The organism is Streptomyces sp. NPDC029014 (genome assembly GCF_055564695.1).
The window spans coordinates 1-22333 of the sequence record NZ_JBVHVT010000016.1 but is presented as its reverse complement, the minus strand read 5'-3'; the positions used below and the strand labels follow the sequence as shown (position 1 = coordinate 22333).

The window sequence follows — 22333 nt, the reverse complement described above, 5'->3', positions numbered from 1 at the left end:
TGCCATTCCTGCCGCCCGGATACCCCGCCGGAGCGGTCCCGATCACTGGCCCGAGTGGCCAGGGGGCCGTCTGGCCGCGCGCCCGCACCCCGCCTGACGTCCGGTTTCCCCCGCCGGCCCACATCGGCGCGAATCGGTCGGCATTCGTCACGGCGGCCGGAGCGGAATACCGGAGGTTCCGGCCGTGTCGGGCCACGGCGGCCCCGCCGACCCAGCCGGTCCCGCGGAGCCGGCCGGTCCCGCGGAGCCGGCCGGTCCCGCGGAGCCGGCCGGTCCCGCGGAGCCGGCCGGTCCCGCGGAGCCGGCCGGTCCCGCTGACGTCAGAGCCGGGTGAGGCACCACACGCCGAGGGCCACCGCCGCCGCGCCGCCGAGCAGGGCCAGCGGTACGGCCACGGCCGGGCGCACGCCCTCGGCAACCGGCGCGCCGCTGCGGGCACGCGCCCCCGTCCAGACCAGCAGGGCCGTCCCGAACAGCAGGAACACGGCTGCCGCGAAGATCGCCGGACCGCGTTCCATGCCGTTCCCCCCTCGTTGCCGGGTCGTGTGCCCGGGCCGTGTGCCGGGCCGCACTCAGGGCTCCCCGGAATCCCCCCGGTACCCCGGGGTCCTCCCTGGCCGACCTCGTGTCCGGGAGCCTGCCAGCCGCGGGGAAACTGCGGGCGAACCACGGGTTACATCACAGCTGTGGCACCGGCGGCGCGGGGCGGGGGAAGCCGGAGGGCGGCGGCGGAGGCGGAGGCGGAGGCGGAGGCCGGACGGCTCAGCGGTCGGAGACCGGCTCCAGGAAGCCCTGCTCGACCAGCATCCGGATCGCCTCGGGCGTCCGGTCCCGGAGCACGACCGGGTCCTCCTGCACCAGCTGCGCGATGGCGTCCAGGATCCGGCCCGCGCTGAGCGAGCCGTCGCACACGCCCGCGAAGCCCGCCCCGATCGTGTCCACCGTCGTGGCCCTGCGCATGCCGCGGTGCTGCCGCAGCACCACGTGCTCCGGGTCCTCCGCCCCGGGCGCGCCGACCTGCTCCTGGACGACCTCCTCGACCAGGACGAAGCGGCCGTCCAGCAGGGCCGCGTCGTCGTGCTCGCGCAGGTAGTCCTGGCGGGCGAAGTGGGCGAGGACGGCGTCGCCGAGCGGCTGCTCCACCGAGTGCGGCCACTCCTCGATCACGATCGAGGGCTCGGCGGCGTCGCTGCGCCGCAGGGTGATCCAGCCGAAGCCGACCGCCTTGGTCTTGCGGGCCTCGAACTCGTCGAGCCAGTCCTCGTAGCGCTGCGCGTACTCGGCGGGTCCGGTGCGGTGGTCGCCCGCGTCGCGCAGCCACAGCTCCGCGTACTGCGTCACGTCCTGCACGTCGCGCTGCACGATCCACGCGTCGCAGCCGCGCGGCACCCAGGAGCGGAGCCGGTCGCGCCAGTCCTCGCCCTCCACGTGCTGCCAGTTGCCGAGGAACTGGGCGTAGCCGCCCGGGTTGAGGTGGGCGCCCGCCTGCTGGACCAGGGTCCGGCACAGGTCGTCGCCGCCCATGCCGCCGTCCCGGTACGTCAGCCGCGCGCCGGGGGAGATCACGAACGGCGGGTTGGAGACGATCAGGTCGTACGTCGCCGCGCCGACCGGCTCGAACAGCGAGCCGAGGAGCAGTTCGGCCTCCGGCGCCCCGGACAGCGCGAGCGTCAACCGGGTGATGTCCAGGGCCCGCGGGTTGACGTCGGTGGCGGTGACCCGGGTGGCGTGCCGGGCCGCGTGCAGGGCCTGGATGCCGGAGCCGGTGCCGAGGTCGAGGGCGCTCGCGACCGGGGTGCGCACGGTGATCCCGGCCAGCGTGGTGGACGCGCCTCCGACGCCGAGGACCACGCCCTCCTCGCGGCTGCCGATGCCGCCGGCCCCGCCGACGGCGCAGCCGAGGTCCGAGACGATGAACCAGTCCTCGCCGTCCGGGCCCCCGTACGGGCGGATGTCGACGGTGGCGTGCACGGTGTCCCCGCCGTCGGTGGTCTGCTCGCGCCGCAACCAGCCGTCGGCCAGCGCGGCCTCGACGGGCAGCGCCTCGGCCGCCTGCGCGTACGGCTCCGGCTGCTGCAGCAGGAACAGCCGCACCAGGCTCGCGAGCGGGCCGGTGCCGCGGGTTCGGGTGGCGCGCAGGGCGGGGACCGTCTCGCTGCGGGCGAGCGCGGCGTAGGCGGGGGCGCCGAGCAGCTCCAGCAGGCCGTCGGCGGTGAAGCCGGCGGCGAGCAGGGCGGCGCGGAGTTCGGCGGCGCGGTCGGGCGTGGGGAGGCTGGTGGTACTCACCCGTCCATTGTGTCGGCTGACGGCGCGGATCCGTGTGCCGCACCGGCCACGGCGCGGCCGCCGGGGCTCACTTGGCGGGGGCGGTGACCTTGCAGCCCTTCTGGCTCTTGATCGCCTTCTCCAGGTCGCCCGCGGTGAGCTTCTCGTAGGCGGCCTGGCTGCCCTTGTTGGCCTCCGCGATGCCACCCGACAGCTGACTGAGGGCGTCGGCGAACTTGGTCTGCTCCTTGGGGTCCAGCCCGTCGATCTTCGCCTTCAGGTCCGCGTACGCCTTGGAAGCGGAATCGAAGCCCTGGACCGCCGCGGTCTGCGACGCCTGGCCGTCCTTGGTGGGCGGGGCACCAGCCGAGGACACCGCGGCGCTCATCGCCTTGTACGCGTCGGACTGGATCTGGAATGCCGCGGAGTCGGTCTTCTGCACCTCGTCCGGCTTGGTGGTCGCGCTGGACACGCGCTTCATGTCGGCGTGCGCCGTCTCGATCTTCTTCAGCTCGGGCGACCACTTGTCGCAGACCTTCTTGGCCCACGCGTTGGCCTTCTCGTCACCGTCGTCGCCGCCGCAGCCGGACAGCACGAGCATCAGTACCGCACCGCCGGACACCGCGGACGCAAGTTTCTTGTTCACCGGATTGGTCCCTTCGCAGGCTCTTTCGGCCCGGAAGATACACGTCCCCCGTCGGACGACGCAGAACGGCGGACGGACAGCGCGTCAGTCCGCGCCGCCCGCCCGCCGTTCGGACGTGCCTTCGATCCTCCGGGGAAACGCGGCGTGTCAGGACACGACCGCGGGGTCGGCCGGCTGCTGCGCCACCCGCTCGGTCCCGGTTCCGTCGCCCCCGTCGCCGACCGCGATGCCGCGCCGCTTGGAGACGTACACGGCGACGACGATCACGGTGATGGCGACGGCCGCGACGATCGCGCGGACGGTCGGGCTGGTGTCGGCGCCGTAGCTGAACTGCACGACGGCCGGCGCGATCAGCAGCGCCACCAGGTTCATGACCTTGAGCAGCGGGTTGATCGCGGGGCCGGCGGTGTCCTTGAACGGGTCGCCGACGGTGTCGCCGATGACGGTCGCGGCGTGGGCCTCGCTGCCCTTGCCGCCGTGGTGGCCGTCCTCGACGAGCTTCTTGGCGTTGTCCCAGGCGCCGCCGGAGTTGGCCAGGAAGACGGCCATCAGCGTGCCGCAGCCGATCGCGCCCGCGAGGTACGCGCCGAGCGCGCCCACGCCGAGGACGAAGCCGACCGCGATGGGCGCCATGACGGCGAGCAGACCGGGGGTGGCGAGCTCGCGCAGCGCGTCCTTGGTGCAGATGTCCACGACGCGGCCGTACTCGGGCTTCTCGGTGTAGTCCATGATTCCGGGGCGCTCGCGGAACTGGCGGCGCACCTCGTAGACCACGGCGCCCGCGGAGCGGGACACCGCGTTGATGGCGAGGCCGGAGAACAGGAACACCACCGCCGCGCCGAGGACCAGCCCGACGAGGTTGTTGGGCTGGGCGATGTCGAGGCTGAGGTTCATCTCCCCGGCCTTGGCGCCGACCTCCTTCACCGCGGTGGAGATGGCGTCGTTGTACGAGCCGAACAGCGCGGCGGCGGCGAGCACGGCCGTGGCGATGGCGATGCCCTTGGTGATGGCCTTGGTGGTGTTGCCGACGGCGTCGAGGTCGGTCAGGACCTGCGCACCGGCGCCCTCGACGTCGCCGGACATCTCGGCGATGCCCTGGGCGTTGTCGGAGACGGGCCCGAAGGTGTCCATGGCGACGATCACGCCGACGGTGGTGAGCAGGCCGGTGCCGGCCAGGGCCACCGCGAAGAGCGCGAGCATGATCGAGGTGCCGCCGAGCAGGAAGGCACCGTAGACGCCGAGGCCGATGAGCAGCGCCGTGTAGACGGCGGACTCCAGGCCGACGGAGATGCCGGCGAGGACGACCGTGGCGGGGCCGGTCAGCGCGGACTTGCCGATGTCCCGGACGGGACGGCGGCTGGTCTCGGTGAAGTAGCCGGTGAGCTGCTGGATCAGGGCGGCCAGCACGATGCCGATGGCGACGGCGACGAGGGCGAGGACCCGCGGGTCGCCGGAGTGCTGGGTGATCGCCGGGTTCTCGACGCCGGCGAGGTCCTGGTACGTGGCCGGCAGGTAGACGTAGACGGCGATGGCGACGAGCACCAGGGAGATCACGGCGGAGATGAAGAAGCCGCGGTTGATGGCGGCCATGCCGCTGCGGTCGGAACGGCGCGGGGAGACCGCGAAGATGCCGATCATCGCGGTGACGACGCCGATGGCGGGCACGATCAGCGGGAAGGCCAGGCCCAGGTCGCCGAAGGCGGCCTTGCCGAGGATGAGGGCGGCCACGAGGGTCACCGCGTACGACTCGAAGAGGTCGGCCGCCATGCCGGCGCAGTCGCCGACGTTGTCGCCCACATTGTCGGCGATGGTCGCGGCATTGCGCGGGTCGTCCTCCGGAATGCCCTGCTCGACCTTGCCGACCAGGTCGGCGCCGACGTCGGCGGCCTTGGTGAAGATGCCGCCGCCGACGCGCATGAACATCGCGATCAGGGCGGCGCCGAGGCCGAAGCCCTCCAGGACCTTCGGGGCGTCGGCCGCGTAGACCAGGACGACGCACGAGGCGCCGAGGAGGCCGAGGCCGACGGTGAACATGCCGACGACCCCGCCCGTGCGGAACGCGATCCGCATGGCCTTGTGGGAGACGTCGGTGAGGTCCTTGGCGGGCTCGCCCTCGGCGGGGGTGGCCTCGCGGGCGGCGGCGGCGACACGGACGTTGGCACGGACCGCGAGGCGCATGCCGATGTAGCCGGTGGTCGCCGAGAAGAGTGCGCCGACGAGGAAGAAGGCGGAGCGGCCCGCCCGCTGCGCCCAGTCGTCGGCGGGCAGCAGGAACAGTAGGAAGAACACGACGACGGCGAAGATGCCGAGGGTGCGCAGTTGCCGGCCCAGATAGGCGTTGGCGCCTTCCTGCACGGCGGCGGCGATCTTCTTCATGCTGTCGGTTCCCTCGTCGGCCGCGAGGACCTGGCGGACCAGGACCTGCGCGACGACGAGTGCGGCAATTGCCACGGCCGCGATCACCATCACGATGAGCCGATTGTCATCGGTGAGTACCGCAGCGGCCAGATCGGCTGTGCCGTCCGGCGCTTCAGGGGTGAAGAGCCCCGTCATTCGTCCTCCTTGACGTGATGAGCTCAAGATGTGGACGGATTGTAGGGAGCCGGTCCCGAGCAAAACAGTGCGCGGGAAACGGAATTGGCCTGCTCTCGCTCCCCACCAATAGATCCTGTCACTCCATTACCCCCGAAAGGGGTAATGGGGCAAAGGCATTGACACATGGTCATCGATCTAGGAATTGCGCCGGGGCATGAAAAAGGCCCTGCTCAGCAGGGCCTTGAATAAGATCGAATAATACGCCGGGGTGGCGCGGGGCCAGGGCTAGGAGAGTTCGGGGTTCGCCGAAACGGGCCAGCTCATCCGGATGGTTCCGCCCCGTTCACTGCTCGTCACCTCGACGTCGTCGACGAGCCCGCTGATCACGGCGAGCCCCATCTCGTCCTCGGTGTCCGCATCCGGGTCCAGGGCGGCGTCGAGCCCGGGCACGGTGCCTCCCGGCCCTCCGCCGGGCCCGGGGACCTCGTCGCCGACCTCGATGGAGAACAGCTTCTCCTCCTCGGTCAGGACGACCCGCACGGGCGCGGTCAGACCGTTGCTGACGTGCAGGCCGACGGCGCGCGAGCAGGCCTCGCCCACAGCCAGGCGGACCTCGTCGAGCACGGCCTCTTCCACGCCGGCCCGCCGGGCCACGGCGGCCGCGACCAGGCGGGCCGTCCGGACGTGCTCGGGCTGGGCGCTGAAGCGCAGTTCAACGGTGGCCATTGCGTCCCCCTCGGACTACGGGCGTGCCTTACAGGGGCCCGGACCGCCCACGGCCCGCGCCCCCGCTCCTCTTCGGCTCGCTCCCCCGGTGGGCCGCCACGCGGCGCACCGGGGGCGGAGCTCGTCAGTCGGTGGCGGCGACGGCGTCCTCCACCGTCGTGTGGATCGGGAACACCTTGGTCAGGCCGGTGATACGGAAAATCTTCAGGATGCGCTCCTGGTTGCACACGAGGCGCAGCGAGCCCTCGTGCGCACGGACGCGCTTGAGGCCTCCGACGAGCACACCGAGGCCGGTGGAGTCGAGGAAGTCCACCCGCTCCATGTCGACGACCAGGTGGTAGCTGCCGTCGTTCACCAACTCGACCAACTGCTCGCGCAGCTTGGGCGCGGTATACACATCAATCTCGCCACCGACCTCCACGACCGTGCGGTCGCCGACAGTGCGAGTCGACAGGGACAGGTCCACGGATCCTCCAGCACCTTGCTATCGAGCGGCGCCCCCCAGGGGCCTCCCCACCCGAGAGCGGGGGAGGGATTGGCTGCCGCGATGGCATTCAATCACTTACCGGCAGGCGCGCACGACGCCTTCTGACCATTGTCCCGCACGCCGGTGACACACTCGGTTCCAATGGCCAATATTCACCGCCCCGGTCGTCCCACGGCACCCGAGGACCCGCGACCCGCTCCCGACACGGTTCTGGACCGTCTGTCACGGGGGTCTTTTCGAGCTGCGCGCATCACCCATACGGAGCACTTGCCCCGCCGGGAGGGTCGTCATGCCGTGTGGCCCGACCGCATCCGAACGGATGTAGTAGCCGCCATCAGGGCCGCCGGGATCGAACACCCGTGGGAACACCAGGCCGCGGCCGCCGAGCACGCCCTGGACGGCGAGTCCGTGGTCGTCGCCACCGGCACCGCGTCCGGCAAGTCGCTGGCCTATCTCGCGCCCGTGCTCTCCGCGCTCGCGGACGGCGCCGAGGCCCCCAACGGCAGGGGGGCCACCGCCCTCTACCTGGCCCCGACCAAAGCTCTGGCCGCCGACCAGCGGCGCTCCGTCCGCGAGCTCGCCGCGCCGCTGGGCAACGCGGTCCGGCCCGCCGTCTACGACGGCGACACGCCGTTCGAGGAACGCGAATGGGTCCGCCAGTACGCGAACTACGTCCTGACCAACCCCGACATGCTGCACCGCGCGATCCTGCCCGGGCACCCCCGCTGGTCCTCCTTCCTGCGCGCCCTGCGCTACGTGGTCGTCGACGAGTGCCACACCTACCGGGGCGTATTCGGCTCCCACGTGGCCCAGGTGCTGCGGCGGCTGCGGCGGCTGTGCGCCCGCTACGGCGCCGAGCCGGTCTTCCTGCTGGCCTCCGCCACCGCGAGCGACCCTGCGGCCGCCGCGTCCCGGCTGACCGGCCTCCCGGTCACCGAGGTCGCCGACGACGCCTCGCCGCGCGGGGAGCTGGTCTTCGCCCTGTGGGAGCCGCCGCTGACCGACCTGCGGGGCGAGAAGGGCGCGCCGGTGCGCCGCACCGCCACGGCGGAGACCGCCGACCTGCTGACCGACCTGGTCGTCCAGGGCGTCCGTACGGTGGCCTTCGTCCGCTCCCGGCGCGGGGCGGAGCTGATCTCGGTGATCGCCCAGGAGCGGCTCGCCGAGGTGGACCGGTCCCTGCCCGGCCGGGTCGCGGCCTACCGGGGCGGCTACCTGCCCGAGGAGCGCCGCGCCCTGGAGCGGGCCCTGCACTCCGGCGACCTGCTCGGCCTGGCCGCCACCACCGCCCTGGAGCTGGGCGTGGACGTCGCCGGCCTGGACGCCGTCCTGATCACCGGCTACCCCGGGACCCGGGCCTCGCTGTGGCAGCAGGCGGGCCGGGCCGGGCGCGCCGGGCAGGGGGCCCTGGCCGTGCTGATCGCCCGGGACGACCCGCTGGACACCTACCTCGTCCACCATCCGGAGGCCCTCTTCCGCCGGCCGGTGGAGGCCACGGTCCTGGACCCGGACAACCCGTACGTCCTCGCCCCGCACCTGTGCGCGGCCGCCGCCGAGACCCCGCTGACCGAGGGCGACCTGGCCCTGTTCGGCCCGGCGGCCGCGGGCCTGCTGCCCCAGCTGGAGGCGGCGCGGCTGCTGCGCCGCCGGGCCACGGCCTGGCACTGGACCCGCCGGGAACGGGCGTCGGACCTGACCGACATCCGGGGCGGGGGCGGCCGCCCGGTGCAGATCGTCGAGTCCGCCACCGGGCGCCTGCTGGGCACGGTCGACGAGTCCGCGGCACACACCGCCGTCCACGACGGCGCCGTCCACCTCCACCAGGGCCGCACCTACCTGGTGCAGCGGCTGGACCTGGAGGACTCCGTCGCCCTGGTCGAGGAGGCCAACCCGCCGTTCTCCACCACCGCCCGGGACACCACGTCCGTCTCCGTCCTGGAGACCGAGACCGAGATCCCGTGGGGGGACGCCCGGCTCTGCTACGGCTCGGTGGAGGTCACCAACCAGGTGGTCTCCTACCTCCGCCGCAAGCTGATCACCGGCGAGGTGCTCGGCGAGGCCAAGCTGGACCTGCCCCCGCGCACCCTGCGCACGCGGGCCGTGTGGTGGACCGTGACCGAGGACCAGCTCGACGAGGCCCGGATCGGCCCGGAGATCCTCGGCGGCGCCCTGCACGCCGCCGAGCACGCCTCCATCGGCCTGCTCCCGCTCTTCGCCACCTGCGACCGCTGGGACATCGGCGGCGTCTCCGTCCCGCTGCACCCGGACACCCTGCTGCCCACCGTCTTCGTGTACGACGGCCACCCCGGCGGGGCCGGATTCGCCGAGCGGGCCTTCCACACCGCCCGGGCCTGGCTGACGGCCACCCGCGACGCCATCGCCGCCTGCGAGTGCGAGGCCGGCTGCCCGTCCTGCATCCAGTCCCCCAAGTGCGGCAACGGGAACGACCCCCTCCACAAGCGCGGCGCCGTCCGCCTGCTGACCCGTCTGCTGTCCACGCCCGGCTGAACCCCGCGGCCGGCCCCCGCCCCGCCCGACGACGGGCCCCGGCCCGCACCCGTGTCCTGCGGCGGCGGGCCCGGGGCGGGGCCGGCCGGTGGCGCGTCCGGGTCGGCGGCGGCCTCGGGCGGGCCGGCCCGGGCGGTGACCACGGGCCGGAAGGGGCCGGCCGCGGGGCGGGCGGTCACCTCGGCCACCTCGCCCCGGAGGACGCAGGCGGACAGGTCGGCGGCCTGGGCCCGGGCCACCCTGCGGGCGGCGCCGCAGGCGGTCTCCGGGCCGTGCGCCCAGGTGGCCGCCGCGGCCAGGGCCGCCAGGTCCGCGGCGGCCGCCGCACGGTGGCGCAAAATCACCGCTTGCCCGAGCAGGAGCACCCCGCCGAACACCGCTCCCAGCACGGTCGCCACCAGCGCCGCCCACACGGTGGCCGAACCCCGGTCGTCCCTCATGGCGGCGGCCCCACGCTGTCCTCGGCCAGGGCCACCGCCTGCGCCCCGAGCCGTACCGGCAGCCCGCCCGGCCCGGGTGGCGGGGCCGCCACCCGTACCCGCCACAGGTCCCCCTCCCGTTCCAGCGCCACCTCGGCCCCCGGCGGAGCAGCCGCCCGGGCCGCCGCCACCGCCCGCTCCACGGGCTCCGACCGGGCCGCCGCCCGGGCGCCGGCCCGGGCCGCGTCCACACAGCGGATCTGCGCGGCCGCGGCCATCAGAGCCCACACCAGCAGCGCCGCGAACAGCACCAGCGCGGGAATGACCAACGCCGCCTCGGCCGTCACATATCCCCGGTCGCTCCCCCGGCCGCCGACACGCCGCCGCATTCCCTCAGAACGGCACATCGAGCGCCTTCCCGATGGTCGACTGGAGTGCCGTGGACACCACGTCGCTCGTCACCACCTTGTACAGAACGGCCGCGAATGCACAGGCCGCGATCGTGCCCATGGCGTATTCGGAAGTGGACATCCCCGCATCGCCCGCCCGGCCGCTCAGCGCCGCCCGCACACGAAACCAGATGATCCTCATGACAACCTCCGTCTGATATTCGTTCTTGACGTGATCTCAGTTCTGATTTCCACACCGGACGCGTTTCGTGATCTCACGTTCCGGAGAGAAGGCCCGAGGCCATTCCGATCACCACGGGCGCCACTCCGACCGCAAGGAACGCGGGAAGGAAACACAGCCCCACCGGTGCGGTGACGAGCACCGCCGCCCGTTGCGCCCGTGCGGCCGCCCTCCGGGACCGCTCCTCCCGCAGGGCCGTCGCCAGCCGTGCGACCGGCTCCGCCGCCGGCGCGCCCGTCCGCGCGGCCCGCTCCAGGCAGGCGGCGAGGGCTGCCGCACCCGGTATCCGCGCCACCCTCCCCCAGGCCGCGCCCGGTTCACCGCCGAGCCGCACCTCGGCCCCGGCCAGCGCCAGCTGCTCGCCGACCGGGCCGCCCAGCGACTCCCCCACCGCTTCCGCGGCCTCCACCGGACCGGCCCCGGCCGCGAGGCAGGCGGCCAACAGATCGGCGGCGAACGGCAGCTGACGCTCCGCCTCCTCCGCCGCGGCCCCGGCCGGTCCCCGGGGCGTCCGGCGGCGCAGCCACCACACCCCCGACGCCGCGGCGCAGCCCACCGCTGCTCCCGGCACTCCGCCGACCAGCATCCACGCCACCAGCAGCGCCCCCGCAGGACCGCACCACGCGGCCGCGAGGCCCCGTATCCGCGCCCCGGGAACCGGTCGGCGCCGCCGGGGCCCCGCCGACAGCAGCGCGGCGACCCTGCGGCGGGCCGCCCGCGCCCGAAGGTGCGCGGCGACCGCGGAAACCACGCCGGACACCGCCACCGCCAGGCACAGCGCCGTCCCCAGGCCGTGGACGCCGAGCACCCCCATCACCGCTCCCCCGCCCGTACGATCCGCCGGCACCACAGCAGCCCCAGCCCCTCCAGCACCCCGCCGGCCAGCAGGCAGCCCCACCCGACCGGCGTGTGCAGCAGGACGCGCAGCGGATCCGCCCCGAGCCCGGTGCCGATCAGCAGCCCGACCAGCGGCAGCAGGGCGAGCACCGCCGTCGTCGACCTGGCTCCGGCCAGCTGGGCGCGCAGGGCCTCGCGCCGGTCCCGCTCGGCCCGCAACGCTCCTTCCAACCGGTCGAGCCCGGCGGCCAGGCCCGCGCCGCCGTCCACCGAGATCCGCCAGCAGGCGGCCATCCCGGCCAGCCCTTCGGCTCCGGGCTCCCGGGCCGCCTGGCGCAGGGCGGCGGGCACGTCCCCGCCGAACGCGGCGGCGGCCAGCACGGCCGTCTCCGCCGCTCCCGGCCCGCCCGGGCCCGCGGCCGTCCGGCGCAGCGCCGCCATCAGGGCCTGCCCGGGCTGGGCCCCGGCCCGCAGCTCACCCACCGCGGCCCCGCACAGCGCGATCACCTCGGCGGCCCGGGCGGACCGCTCCCGCTCCCGCTCCCGGGCGCCGAGCCAGCGCCGCACGAGGGGCACCGCCGCGGCGCCGGCCACCAGCGGGATCACCGAGCCGCCCAGCAGGGCGACCACGAGCCCGACCCCGAGGCAGGCCCACTCCCGCCAGCGCGCGGCCCGCACCCGGACGGCCGCCACCAGCCGCTCCCCGTACACCGGTCCGCCGGGCACCGCCGGCACGCCTCCTGCGAGGACCACCCGGGCCCGCCGGGACACCCGGTCGCCCCCGGCCAGCGCCCAGGCGGCCGTCCCGGCGCACAGCATCCCGGCGAACACGGGCACCGGCACCGCCCCCGCCCCGGTCACCGCGCACCTCCCAGCAGCGGGCGCAGCCGCGCCCAGCCGGGCTCCCGCACGAACCCGCGGGCCGACCAGCGCAGCGCCGGTACGGTGACCACCAGCCCGGCGGCGTCCCGCTCCAGCACGTGCACCTCGGCCACCCGGCGCCGCCCGGCCCGGTCCCGGACCAGGTGGATCACCAGGGTCAGCGCGGCCGCCAACTGGCTGTGCAGGGCGGCCCGGTCGAGGCCCGCGGCGGTTCCGAGGGCCTCCAGCCGGGCCGGGACGTGCCCGGCGGCATTCGCGTGGACCGTGCCGCAGCCGCCCTCGTGGCCCGTGTTCAACGCGGCCAGGAGGTCCGCCACTTCGCTGCCCCGGACCTCGCCGACGACCAGCCGGTCGGGCCGCATCCGCAGCGCCTGCCGGACCAGGTCCGCCAGGGTGACCAGGCCCGCGCCCTCCTGGTTGGCGGGCCGGGTCTCCAGCCGCACCACATGGGGGTGGTCGGGGCGCAACTCGGCCGAATCCTCGGCGAGGACGATCCGCTCGCCCGGTCCGACCAGCCCCAGCAGGGCGCTGAGCAGGGTGGTCTTGCCCGTGCCGGTCCCGCCGGAGACGAGGAACGACAGCCGGGCCTCCACCATGTCCCGCAGCAGTTGTTGGCCGCCGGGCGGCAGCGTCCCCGCCGCGACCAGCTCGTCCAGGGTGAACGCCCGAGGCCGGACCACCCGCAGCGACAGGCAGGCCGAGCCGACCGCCACCGGCGGCAGCACCGCATGCAGCCGGGTGCCGTCGGGCATACGGGCGTCCACCCAGGGGCGGGCGTCGTCCAGGCGGCGCCCCGCGACCGCGGCCAGCCGCTGGGCGAGCCGGCGCACGGCGTCGCCGTCGGCGAAGGTCACCCCGGTCAGTTCCAGCCCGCCACCCCGGTCCACCCACACCCGGTCCGGGGCCGCCACCAGCACGTCGGTGACCTCCGGATCGGCGAGCAGCGCCTCCAGCGGGCCCGCGCCGACCAGTTCGGACCGCAGCTCGGCCGCGGCACCCAGCACCTCCGCGTCCCCCAGCAGCCGTCCCTGGGCCCGCAGGGCCGCCGCCACCCGGGCCGGGGTCGGTTCCGCGCCGGTCTCGGCGAGCCGCCGGCGCACCGCGTCCAGCAGTACGGTGCTCATGCCGTCACCCCCCGCTCGGCGGCCGGGACGAGGACCCGCCGCCAGAAGCCGTCGCAGAACCGGGCCAGCGCACCCCGCCCGTGCCCGCCCGGCGGTTCCCCCTCGGCGACCCGCCCCGGCAGGCCCACCTCGACCGGTACCTCTCCGGCCAGCGGCACCCCGAGCAGCCCAGCCACCGCTTCGGCGTCGAGCCCGCCCGGCGGCCGGCCCCGTACGACCACGCGCACGTCGCGGGCGGCCATCCGCACGCCGGCCGCGACCCGGCCCGCCGCGGCCACCGCCCGCAGCTCGCCCGGGACGACCAGCAGCACCAGGTCGAGCTGGGCCAGCGCCTCGGCGACGGCCTCGTCCACCCGGCGGGGCAGGTCCACCACGACGACCCCGCCCCGGCGGCGGGCGGCGGCGACCACCGAGCGCATCGCGGCGGGCGGCACCACCACCCGGTCCCCGCGGTCCCAGCTCAGCACGCGCAGCGCGTGCAATTCGGGCAGGGACTCCTCCAGCGCCCCCGCGCCGACCCGGCCGCGGGAGCCGGCGAGGTCCGGCCAGCGCAGCCCCTCGGCGCTTTCGCCGCCGAGCAGCACGTCCATGCCGCCGCCGAGCGGGTCGCCGTCGATGAGGATGGTCCGCTCGCCGGCCCGGGCGGCCCGGACGGCCAGGGCGCAGGCGAGGGTGGAGGCCCCGGCGCCGCCGCTGCCGCCGATGACCCCGACGGCCAGGGCGCTCCGCCCGGCGCCTTCGACCACGTCCGCGATGCGGTCGACGAGCAGGCTCTCGGCGTCGGGGAGCCTCAGCACCTCCTCGGCGCCGATCTCCACGGCGCGCTGCCATACGAGGGGGTCGTCCACGTCCCGGCCGACGAGCAGGACTCCGGGCCGGCGCGGCACTCCGCGCACCCTGCGGGCGGCGTCGTCCCCGACGAGGACGAGCGGCGCGGACTCCCACCCGATGTTTCCGGCCGCGCCCGCGGTGCCTCCCGGTGGCCCGGCGGCGCCCCCGCCGACGCCTTCGCCGCCGCCTCCGCTTGGCCCCGGCAGGGAGTGCTGCACGTGCGGCTCGGCGCCGGCCGCCGCGCACAGCCTCAGCAGGTCGTCGAGGAGCAGCGGGTCCTCGGTGACGATCAGCGGCCGGCCGCCGGCGGGCCCTGGCCCGCCCTCCGGTGCCACCGGCCTCATTCCGTCCGATCCGACGCGCTCGCGCAGTTCACACGACTTCGATCCAGCCACGATCTCCGCCCCCTTCTCGCGGCAAAATGCCGGCGCCGCGGACTTCGCGGCCGGAATCACCGTGCAGGGATCCGGAAAAAGAAGTGGATCTTGCGCGAAAACCGTGGACAACGGGAGCCTTGTGAATAACTCCGTCACTCCAACAGGTGAGTTCCGGAGCGCGGCGGAACCACTACGCACCGTGACGAGTCTGAAGGGGTGAGGGCCTCCACTGCGCAGGCCCACCGAGGAAGGAGGGCCGGGGGAATGGACGCTCGACACTGGAGGCGGGGACGCGAACCGCGTCCGGACATGCGACGACCCCCGCCGGGGGGGAGAGCGGGGGTCGTCCCCACGGTCCGACTCGGGGGGGGAGGAGCCAGACCGGGTTAGCACGGTCGCGAACGATCCGTGACTTCCATGGTGTACCCGAGAGCCTTCTCAGGCAAACCCACGCGCCACACCTTACGCCGAATGGTGGGCGCATATGCTCGGGGCGTGGAAATCCAGCCCTTGCCGCACTCGTCGCCCCGTACCGCAGCCTTCTTCGACCTGGACAAGACGGTCATTGCGAAGTCAAGCACGCTGACGTTCAGCAAGTCCTTCTACCACGGCGGTCTGATCAACCGCCGGGCCGTACTCCGCACCGCCTACACCCAGTTCATCTACCTGGTCGGCGGCGCCGACCACGACCAGATGGAGCGGATGCGGGAGTACCTGTCCGGGCTCTGCAAGGGCTGGAACGTGCAGCAGGTGCGCGAGATCGTCGCCGAAACGCTGCACGACCTCATCGACCCGCTGATCTACGACGAGGCCGCGTCCCTCATCGAGACCCACCACACCGCGGGCCGCGACGTCGTGATCGTCTCGACGTCCGGTGCAGAGGTGGTCGAGCCCATCGGCGAGATGCTCGGCGCGGACCGGGTCGTCGCCACCCGGATGGTCATCGGCGAGGACGGCTGCTTCACCGGCGAGATCGAGTACTACGCCTACGGCCCCACCAAGGCCGAGGCCGTGCGGGAACTGGCGGAGTCCGAGGGCTACGACCTGTCCCGGTGCTACGCGTACAGCGACTCGGTCACCGACATCCCCATGCTGGAGGCGGTCGGGCATCCGCACGCCGTCAACCCCGACCGCGCCCTGCGGCGCGAGGCGGTGGCCCGCGAGTGGCCGGTGCTGGTCTTCAACCGGCCGGTGCGGCTGAAGCAGCGACTCCCCGGGCTGTCCATGCCCGCCCGCCCGGCGCTGGTCGCCGCGGCAGCGGTGGGCGCGGCCGCGGCCACCGCCGGGCTCGTCTGGTACGCGAACCGGCGCCGCTCCGGTGCGCTGGCCGCAGCCGCCGCTGCAGCCGCGGGCGCCGCCGCAGCAGCGGCCGTCTCCGCCTGAGCCGCGGCCGGCCTCCGCCCGGCCCGCAGACGCCCCCGAGCCGGTCCACCGCGGTCGGCCCGGGGCCCTGACCTGCACCGACACCGCATGTCCGGTTCGCCCGTGATCATCCTGGAAAGTAAAAAAAGTAGCCAGGGGTTCCGCTTGTCACCGAAGCGGAGTACAAAGGAGTCACGGCCCGCGAGACCGAAGAACATCCGAGAGGATCATCTTTAAGAACGCAGTAGAGGCCCACGGACCGATTGCAGGAACGCCGAGCACCCACGCGACGTCGACCCGTCGATTACGGGCCAGCCGCACCAGGTAACCGGGCAAAGACCCCGACCTGATGGGCACATATCGAGGACGCTTGGTAACTGGGCGTGAATGCCAGCGGCGACACCAAAGCAAGACGGTGTCGCCGCAACCCTGTGTCCGGACCCGTCACGACGCGCACGGACGCGGCAAGGACGCGTACGGGCCCTTACGCCGCGCCGCGCTGCAGGGCCTCGCAGACCGCCGTCGTCTCGCGGGCGCCCAGCTCCACGGCCCGCCCGCAGTGCGCGATCCACCGCGCCATGCCCTCCGGGGTCCCGGACAGGTAGCCCTCGAAGGCAGCCAGGTAGGCCTCCCGCCCCAGCTCCGCGTGACCGACCTCGGTCGGGCAGACCGCCTTCGGGTCGAGACCGCTGTTGATCAGCACGATGCGCTCGGCCGTCCGCGCGATCAGCCCGTTGTACGAGGCGAACGGGCGCAGCGCGAGCAGCTCCCCGTGCACCACCGCCGACAGCACCAGCGCCGGGGCCGCGGTACCCGCGAGCACCAGCCCCGACAGGCCGTCGAGCCGGCCGGCGACCTCGTCGGCGGACGGCAGCGGCAGCTCGACCAGGGGCTCGTCCACCGGCTCGCCGGCCAGCCGGGGCCGGCCCACCACGTCGCCGTCGGCCGTCGACCCGGAGGCGACCAGGTGCAGGCGGGCGAGCACGCGCAGCGGCGACTGCCGCCAGATGCTCAGCAGCTGCCCGGCCTCGGCCGTGAGCCGCAGGGCGGCGCCGACGGTGCGCGCCTCGGGGTCCGCGCCGAAGTCGGTCCGGCGGCGCACCTCCTCCAACGCCCAGTCCGCCCCGGACAGCGCGGCGCTCCCGCGGGACCCGCGCAGGGCGGCCTCGGAGGCGAGCTCCGCGCTGCGGCGGCGCATGATCCGGTGCCCGTAGACCCGGTCCACGGCCTTGCGTACGGAGTCCACGGTCTCGGCGACACCCGGGAGGGAACCCAGGGCGGCCAGCGGGTCGGCAGCGCTACTCATAAGTAGGGAGCCTACGCACTCCACGCCCATAGCACCGACCCCTCCTTGGAGTGGTCTTCTTCACTCGCTCACGCCACCCCGTGCGATCGAGCGGCTACGCTTCGTGAACATGAAGATCGCTTTCGTGGGAAAGGGCGGCAGCGGTAAGACCACGCTGTCGTCCCTGTTCATCCGGCACCTCGCCGCGACCGGGGCGCCGGTCGTCGCGGTGGACGCCGACATCAACCAGCACCTGGGCGCGGCCCTCGGCCTCGACGAGGACCAGGCGGCCGCGCTGCCGGCCCTCGGCGCACACCTCCCGCTGATCAAGGAATACCTGCGGGGCTCCAACCCGCGGATCGCGTCGGCCGATTCGATGATCAAGACGACGCCGCCGGGTGCCGGCTCGCGCCTGCTGCGGGTGACCGAGGACAACCCGGTGTACGAGGCCTGCGCGCGCCCGGTCGCCCTCGACGGGAGGGCCGTACGGCTGATGGCGACCGGGCCGTTCACCGAGTCTGACCTGGGCGTGGCCTGCTACCACTCCAAGGTCGGGGCGGTGGAGCTGTGCCTCAACCACCTGGTCGACGGGGCGGACGAGTACGTCGTCGTCGACATGACCGCCGGCTCGGACTCCTTCGCCTCGGGCATGTTCACCCGCTTCGACGTGACGTTCCTGGTCGCCGAGCCGACGCGCAAGGGCGTGTCCGTCTACCGCCAGTACAAGGAGTACGCCCGGGACTTCGGGATCGCGCTCAAGGTGGTCGGCAACAAGGTGCAGGGCGCGGACGACGTCGCGTTCCTGCGGGCCGAGGTGGGCGAGGACCTGCTGGTCACCGTAGGCCAGTCGGACTGGGTGCGGGCCATGGAGAAGGGGCGCCCGCCCGCCTTCGCGGAGCTGGAGGGGGACAACCGGCGGGCCCTGCAGGTCCTGCGGGAGGCGGCCGACGGCTCGTACGCCCTGCGCGACTGGGAGCGGTACACGGCGCAGATGGTGCACTTCCACCTGCGGAACGCGGAGAGCTGGGGCAACACGAAGACCGGGGTCGACCTGGCGGCCCAGGTCGACCCCGGATTCGTCCTGCGGGAGGAGGCCGGCGGCGCGGCGGGAGCGCTCAGCTCCCGTCCGCATCCGCCGCAGCCGGCGCCGCGTCCGGCTCCACAGCCGGCTTGACCCCGGCGGGGGCGTTGGGCTTGACCCCGGCAGGGGCGGGCGGTTTGGCCGGCGTCCCCGCCGTCAGGAACGTCGTCCAGCCCTCCTTCGGTGCTTCGCCGACGTCGAGGGTGCGCAGCCGCTCCAGGACCTTCGGGTCCTGCGCGTCCAGCCAGTCGGCGAGCTCGCGGAAGGGCACGCAGCGGACTTCCGGGCGGGTGCAGGTGGTCTTGATGGTCTCCTCGACGGCGCGCATGTAGGTGCCGCCGTTCCAGGACTCGAAGTGGTTGCCGATGATCAGGGGGGCGCGGTTGCCCGCGTAGGCCCGCTCGAAGGCCTGGAGCAGACCGTCGCGCATCTGGTTGCCCCAGTAGGCGTGCTGCGCGGGGTCGCCCTGGGTGGTCGTCCCGGACTGGTTGACCATGTAGTTGTAGTCCATGCTCAGGGTGTCGAAGGCGCGACCGGGCAGCGGCACGAGCTGGAGCGGCAGGTCCCACAGGCCGTCGGTCTTCTTCGGCCAGACCTGCTTGCCGATGCCGCTGGAGTCGTAGCGGAAACCGCCCATCTCCTTGGCCGCGAGCACGAAGTTCTTCTGGCCCTCCAGGCAGGGCGTGCGGGCGCCGATGAGCTCCTTGTCGTAGTCGAAGGGGAGCGCCTCCATGTCCTTCGCGCCCGTGTTGGTCTTCCAGTTCTTGACGAAGGACTTGGCCTGGTCGATCTCGCTCTTCCACTCCTCGACGGACCAGGTGCCGACGCCGCCGTCGGGTCCGCAGAAGTGGCCGTTGAAGTGGGTGCCGATCTCGTTGCCCTCCAGCCATGCCGCGCGGAGCTGCACGGTGGTGTCCTTGATGTTCTGGAGGTCGCCGAAGCCGATGTCGGAGCGGCCGGACCCGTGCTGCGGGGCGGTGTAGAGGGAACGTTTCTCCTCAGGGAGCAGGTACAGACCGCTGAGGAAGTACGTCATCCGCGCGTTGTACTTCCTGCCGACCTGACGGAAGTGGGAGAACAGCCTCTGGCTGTCCTCGCCCGCCCCGTCCCAGGAGAACACCACGAACTGCGGCGGCTTCTCACCGGACTTCAGCCTCCGCACCCTCTGCACGTTCGGCTGCGGGCCGGTGTACGCGGTCGAGCCGTCGCCGATCGCCCGGTTCACGCTGCCGGGGGCCTGCGGGGCGGCGGCGCCCTTCTTCACCTGGGGGCGGGCGGATTCCGAACTGCTGCAGCCGGCGGCGCCCAGGACCAGGACCATGGCGGCCAGGCCGCCGGCGGTCTTCTTCGTGGCGGCGATCATCCGTCCACCTCTCCTCCAGTTGGACCGAGGGACTTCGCTTCCGCGCGCAACGTCCCACGCGCTCCGCCCCGGAGGCGGTATGACAAGCCGTACAAAATGCTTAATCACCCGTGGGTGGGATTCTCTAGGCCATTTGCCCGTATTACCTTCCGCAGGCCTTTACTCTCCATTACCTTTCATTTACTGAGTGTTGATAATTCTGACGCTTTTCCACCGATCCCCGCCACTTCCCGCCGCTTCATCCCTCACAGAGGAGACGGGACCCGTGACAGCCACCTTCCCCAAGCGCCCCACCGACGAGCTCGGCGACCCGCCCGGCACGAAGCCCCGAACAGACTTCGCGGCGGACCTCTCCGCCTCCCTCACCGTGTTCCTGATCGCCCTGCCGCTCTCCCTCGGCATCGCACTGGCCACCGGCGCCCCGCTCCAGGCCGGCCTGGTGGCCGCGGCCGCCGGCGGCATCGTCGCCGGGTGCCTGGGCGGCGCGCCGCTCCAGGTGAGCGGTCCCGCCGCCGGACTCACCGTGGTCACCGCGGAGTTGATCCAGCGCTACGGCTGGCGCACCACCTGCGCCATCACCGTCCTCGCGGGCTGCTGCCAGCTCGCGCTCGCCGCCCTGCGCACCGCCCGCTCCGCGCTGATGGTGAGCCCCGCCATCGTCCACGGCATGCTGGCCGGCATCGGGGTCACGATCGCCCTGGCCCAACTGCACATCGTCCTCGGCGGTACGCCGCAGAGCTCGGCCGTGGCCAACGTCGCGGGCCTGCCCGGCCAGTTGGCCGACATCCACCCGACCGCGCTCGGCGTCAGCGTGCTGACCCTGGTCGTCCTGCTCGGCTGGCCGCGGCTGCCGGGGCGGGTGGGCCGGTGCCTGCGCAAGGTGCCGGCCGCGCTCGCCGCCGTCGGCACGGCCACCGCCTGCGCGGCACTGGCCGGGCTCAGCCTGCCGCGGGTGGACCTGCCGTCCTGGAGCAGCCACGCCCTGCCCGAGCTGCCCGAGGGTCCGGTGCTCGGACTCGTCGCCGCCGTCCTGACGATCACCCTGGTCGGCAGCGTGGAGTCCCTGCTGTCCGCGGTCGCCACGGACAAGCTGATCGCCTCCGAGCGGCGGACGGCCGACCGGCCCCCGCGCGCCCACCTCGACCGGGAGCTGCGCGGCCAGGGCGCGGCGAACATCGTCTCCGGAGCCTGCGGCGGGCTCCCGATCACCGGTGTGGCCGTGCGCAGCGTGGCCAACGTCAAGTCCGGGGCGACCAGTCGCAAATCGGCCATGTTGCACGGCCTGTGGGTGGTGCTCGCGGCCGCGCTGCTGGTCCCGGTCCTCGACCTGATCCCGCTGGCGGCGCTGGCCGCGCTCGTCATGGCGGTGGGCGTACAGATGGTCAACATCACCCATATGCGCAACGTCACCCGGCACCGGGAGTTCCTGGTCTACGCGGCCACGGTCGTGGCCGTGGTGCTCGGCGGCGTCCTGGAGGGCGTCGCCATCGGGATCGCCGTCGCCGTGGCCGTGGCCCTGCACCGACTGACCCGCACCCGGATCACGGTGGAGGAGCTGGACGGCGAGCACCGCGTGTGGGTGCGCGGCCAGTTGACGTTCCTCGCGGTGCCGCGGCTGAGCCGGACGCTGAACCAGATCCCGCACCGGGGGCACGTGGTCGTCCAGCTGGACGGTTCGTTCATGGACCACGCCGCGTACGAGACCCTCCAGGACTGGCAGGACTGCCACCTGGCGCACGGCGGCTCGCTGGAGGTGACGGGCCGCCCGGCGGGGGGTGCCCACGGCGCCGCGGCCCTGGGCGTCGACGGTCAGGACGGGGGCGACCCGGGCGCCGGGGGGAAGGGCCTCGACCGGCAGGATCCCGACGGCCCGGACGCCGTCACGCCCCGGGCCGGCGGCGAACTCGGCACCCAGCGGGACGGCCACCACTGCTGCCGACCCTGGACCCCGTGGAAGAACCACTGCGACCACCGGACGCCGGCCCCGCGCACCCACGGCGCCAACCGGCTGGCCAGCGGCATCACCGCCTTCCAGCGCGACACCGCCCCGCACGTCCGCGCCGAGCTCGCCCGGCTGGCCCGGGAGGGGCAGCGGCCCTCGCAGCTGTTCCTGACCTGCGCGGACTCCCGCCTCGTGACCAGCATGATCACGGCCAGCGGTCCCGGCGACCTGTTCACCGTCCGCAACGTGGGCAACCTGGTCCCCCTGCCGGGCGCCGAGACCTCGGACGACTCGGTCGCGGCGGCCATCGAGTACGCGGTGGACGTGCTGCGGGTGGACAGCATCACGGTCTGCGGGCACTCCGGATGCGGCGCCATGCAGGCCCTGCTCGCCTCGGCCCCGGGCGATCCGGTGACCCCGCTGGGCCGGTGGCTGCGGCACGGCATGCCCAGCCTGCGGCGGATGGACAGCCGCCACCACGCCTGGGCCCGGATCTCGGGCCGGCTCCCCGCGGACGCCGTCGAACAGTTGTGCCTGACCAATGTGGTGCAGCAACTGGAGCACCTGCGCTCACACGAATCGGTGGCGCGGCGGCTCGCCGAGGGCACGCTGGAGCTGCACGGCATGTACTTCCACGTGGGCGAGGCCCAGGCGTACCTGCTGTCGGAGGGAGAGGATTTTTTCGACTGTCGGGTTTTTGACACTGTCGGCCAACACGCCTGAATCCACAGCCGCCTGACCCGATACCCTCCCGTATCCGCGCAACCGGTCGGCCCCTTTCCGCATCATGCAGCGGGAAGGGGCCACTCGCGCGCGTGGGCCCGGCGTGCTCTAGGTCTAAACCAATTCTGGGCCACCCCTTGTCACCTGGGCGTCCGACTGATGAGCTATGCCCCGGGGACACAACGGACACCCTGGGAAAGGGAGATGTCGTGAGCAACGAGAGCCTGGCCAATCTGCTCAAGGAGGAGCGGCGGTTCGCACCGCCTGCCGATCTGGCCGCCGCCGCGAACGTGACGACTGCGGCGTACGC

Annotated in this window: 17 protein-coding genes and 2 pseudogenes; 4 read left to right on the top strand and 15 right to left on the bottom strand. The window is 73.7% G+C overall.

Going from position 1 to position 22333, the window contains the following annotated elements; translation table 11 throughout:
* Positions 1–320: 320 nt before the first annotated feature.
* The 6 genes from ACZ4VL_RS11170 to bldG all read right to left on the bottom strand — a co-directional run bounded on the left by ACZ4VL_RS11170 (position 321) and on the right by bldG (position 6638).
* Positions 321–518: a hypothetical protein gene (locus tag ACZ4VL_RS11170; RefSeq protein WP_468198418.1), complete on the bottom strand. Its 198-nt coding sequence runs from the start codon at positions 516–518 to the stop codon at positions 321–323.
* Positions 519–762: 244 nt separating this feature from the next.
* Complete coding sequence (locus tag ACZ4VL_RS11165) at positions 763–2286, bottom strand: DUF7059 domain-containing protein (protein ID WP_468198416.1); 1524 nt, start codon at positions 2284–2286, stop codon at positions 763–765.
* A 67-nt stretch (positions 2287–2353) separates the two neighbouring features.
* Entirely contained in the window at positions 2354–2911 is a 558-nt protein-coding gene (locus ACZ4VL_RS11160) for a small secreted protein (protein ID WP_468198413.1), read from the bottom strand.
* A 147-nt stretch (positions 2912–3058) separates the two neighbouring features.
* On the bottom strand, positions 3059–5464 hold the full coding sequence (locus tag ACZ4VL_RS11155; protein ID WP_468198412.1) for a sodium-translocating pyrophosphatase: 2406 nt from the start codon (positions 5462–5464) through the stop codon (positions 3059–3061).
* Positions 5465–5731: 267 nt separating this feature from the next.
* Entirely contained in the window at positions 5732–6172 is a 441-nt protein-coding gene (locus ACZ4VL_RS11150) for an ATP-binding protein (RefSeq protein ID WP_468198410.1), read from the bottom strand.
* Positions 6173–6296: 124 nt separating this feature from the next.
* A complete protein-coding gene (bldG, locus tag ACZ4VL_RS11145; protein ID WP_030152678.1) occupies positions 6297–6638 on the bottom strand; it encodes an anti-sigma factor antagonist BldG in 342 nt (113 codons plus the stop codon).
* A gap of 162 nt (positions 6639–6800) precedes the next feature.
* Here bldG and ACZ4VL_RS11140 point away from each other — a divergent pair.
* A pseudogene (locus tag ACZ4VL_RS11140) lies at positions 6801–9152 on the top strand (DEAD/DEAH box helicase); the annotation flags it as partial.
* Between the two features lie 146 nt (positions 9153–9298).
* Here the strand turns inward: ACZ4VL_RS11140 and ACZ4VL_RS11135 are convergent.
* The 7 genes and pseudogenes from ACZ4VL_RS11135 to ssd all read right to left on the bottom strand — a co-directional run.
* A pseudogene (locus ACZ4VL_RS11135) lies at positions 9299–9607 on the bottom strand (Rv3654c family TadE-like protein); the annotation flags it as partial.
* Positions 9604–9993, bottom strand: coding sequence for a TadE family type IV pilus minor pilin (locus ACZ4VL_RS11130; RefSeq protein WP_468198408.1), 390 nt, complete (start codon positions 9991–9993; stop codon positions 9604–9606). The pseudogene ACZ4VL_RS11135 and the gene ACZ4VL_RS11130, both read right to left, overlap by 4 nt.
* A complete protein-coding gene (locus tag ACZ4VL_RS11125; protein WP_468198406.1) occupies positions 9980–10177 on the bottom strand; it encodes a DUF4244 domain-containing protein in 198 nt (65 codons plus the stop codon). The genes ACZ4VL_RS11130 and ACZ4VL_RS11125 overlap by 14 nt, the downstream gene beginning before the upstream one ends.
* A gap of 73 nt (positions 10178–10250) precedes the next feature.
* Positions 10251–11030: a type II secretion system F family protein gene (locus tag ACZ4VL_RS11120; RefSeq protein WP_468198404.1), complete on the bottom strand. Its 780-nt coding sequence runs from the start codon at positions 11028–11030 to the stop codon at positions 10251–10253.
* A complete protein-coding gene (locus ACZ4VL_RS11115) occupies positions 11030–11872 on the bottom strand; it encodes a type II secretion system F family protein (RefSeq protein WP_468198587.1) in 843 nt (280 codons plus the stop codon). The genes ACZ4VL_RS11120 and ACZ4VL_RS11115 overlap by 1 nt, the downstream gene beginning before the upstream one ends.
* A gap of 38 nt (positions 11873–11910) precedes the next feature.
* Positions 11911–13059: a TadA family conjugal transfer-associated ATPase gene (locus ACZ4VL_RS11110; protein ID WP_468198402.1), complete on the bottom strand. Its 1149-nt coding sequence runs from the start codon at positions 13057–13059 to the stop codon at positions 11911–11913.
* Positions 13056–14234 carry a septum site-determining protein Ssd gene (gene ssd, locus ACZ4VL_RS11105; protein WP_468198585.1) on the bottom strand — a complete coding sequence of 393 codons (1179 nt, stop codon included), beginning with the start codon at positions 14232–14234 and terminating at the stop codon, positions 13056–13058. The genes ACZ4VL_RS11110 and ssd overlap by 4 nt, the downstream gene beginning before the upstream one ends.
* A gap of 504 nt (positions 14235–14738) precedes the next feature.
* Here ssd and ACZ4VL_RS11100 point away from each other — a divergent pair.
* Positions 14739–15650: an HAD family hydrolase gene (locus ACZ4VL_RS11100; protein ID WP_468198400.1), complete on the top strand. Its 912-nt coding sequence runs from the start codon at positions 14739–14741 to the stop codon at positions 15648–15650.
* A 463-nt stretch (positions 15651–16113) separates the two neighbouring features.
* Here ACZ4VL_RS11100 and ACZ4VL_RS11095 read toward each other — a convergent pair whose 3' ends face one another.
* On the bottom strand, positions 16114–16935 hold the full coding sequence (locus ACZ4VL_RS11095) for a Fic family protein (RefSeq protein WP_468198398.1): 822 nt from the start codon (positions 16933–16935) through the stop codon (positions 16114–16116).
* Positions 16936–17044: 109 nt separating this feature from the next.
* On the opposite strand from ACZ4VL_RS11095, the gene ACZ4VL_RS11090 reads away from it, so the two are divergent.
* On the top strand, positions 17045–18088 hold the full coding sequence (locus ACZ4VL_RS11090) for an ATP-binding protein (RefSeq protein ID WP_468198396.1): 1044 nt from the start codon (positions 17045–17047) through the stop codon (positions 18086–18088).
* Here the strand turns inward: ACZ4VL_RS11090 and ACZ4VL_RS11085 are convergent.
* Positions 18030–19358, bottom strand: coding sequence for a polysaccharide deacetylase family protein (locus ACZ4VL_RS11085; protein ID WP_468198394.1), 1329 nt, complete (start codon positions 19356–19358; stop codon positions 18030–18032). The genes ACZ4VL_RS11090 and ACZ4VL_RS11085 overlap by 59 nt on opposite strands.
* Positions 19359–19623: 265 nt before the next feature.
* Here ACZ4VL_RS11085 and ACZ4VL_RS11080 point away from each other — a divergent pair, with 265 nt between their 5' ends.
* Positions 19624–22023, top strand: coding sequence for a SulP family inorganic anion transporter (locus ACZ4VL_RS11080; RefSeq protein WP_468198391.1), 2400 nt, complete (start codon positions 19624–19626; stop codon positions 22021–22023).
* The last annotated feature ends 310 nt before the right edge of the window (positions 22024–22333 follow it).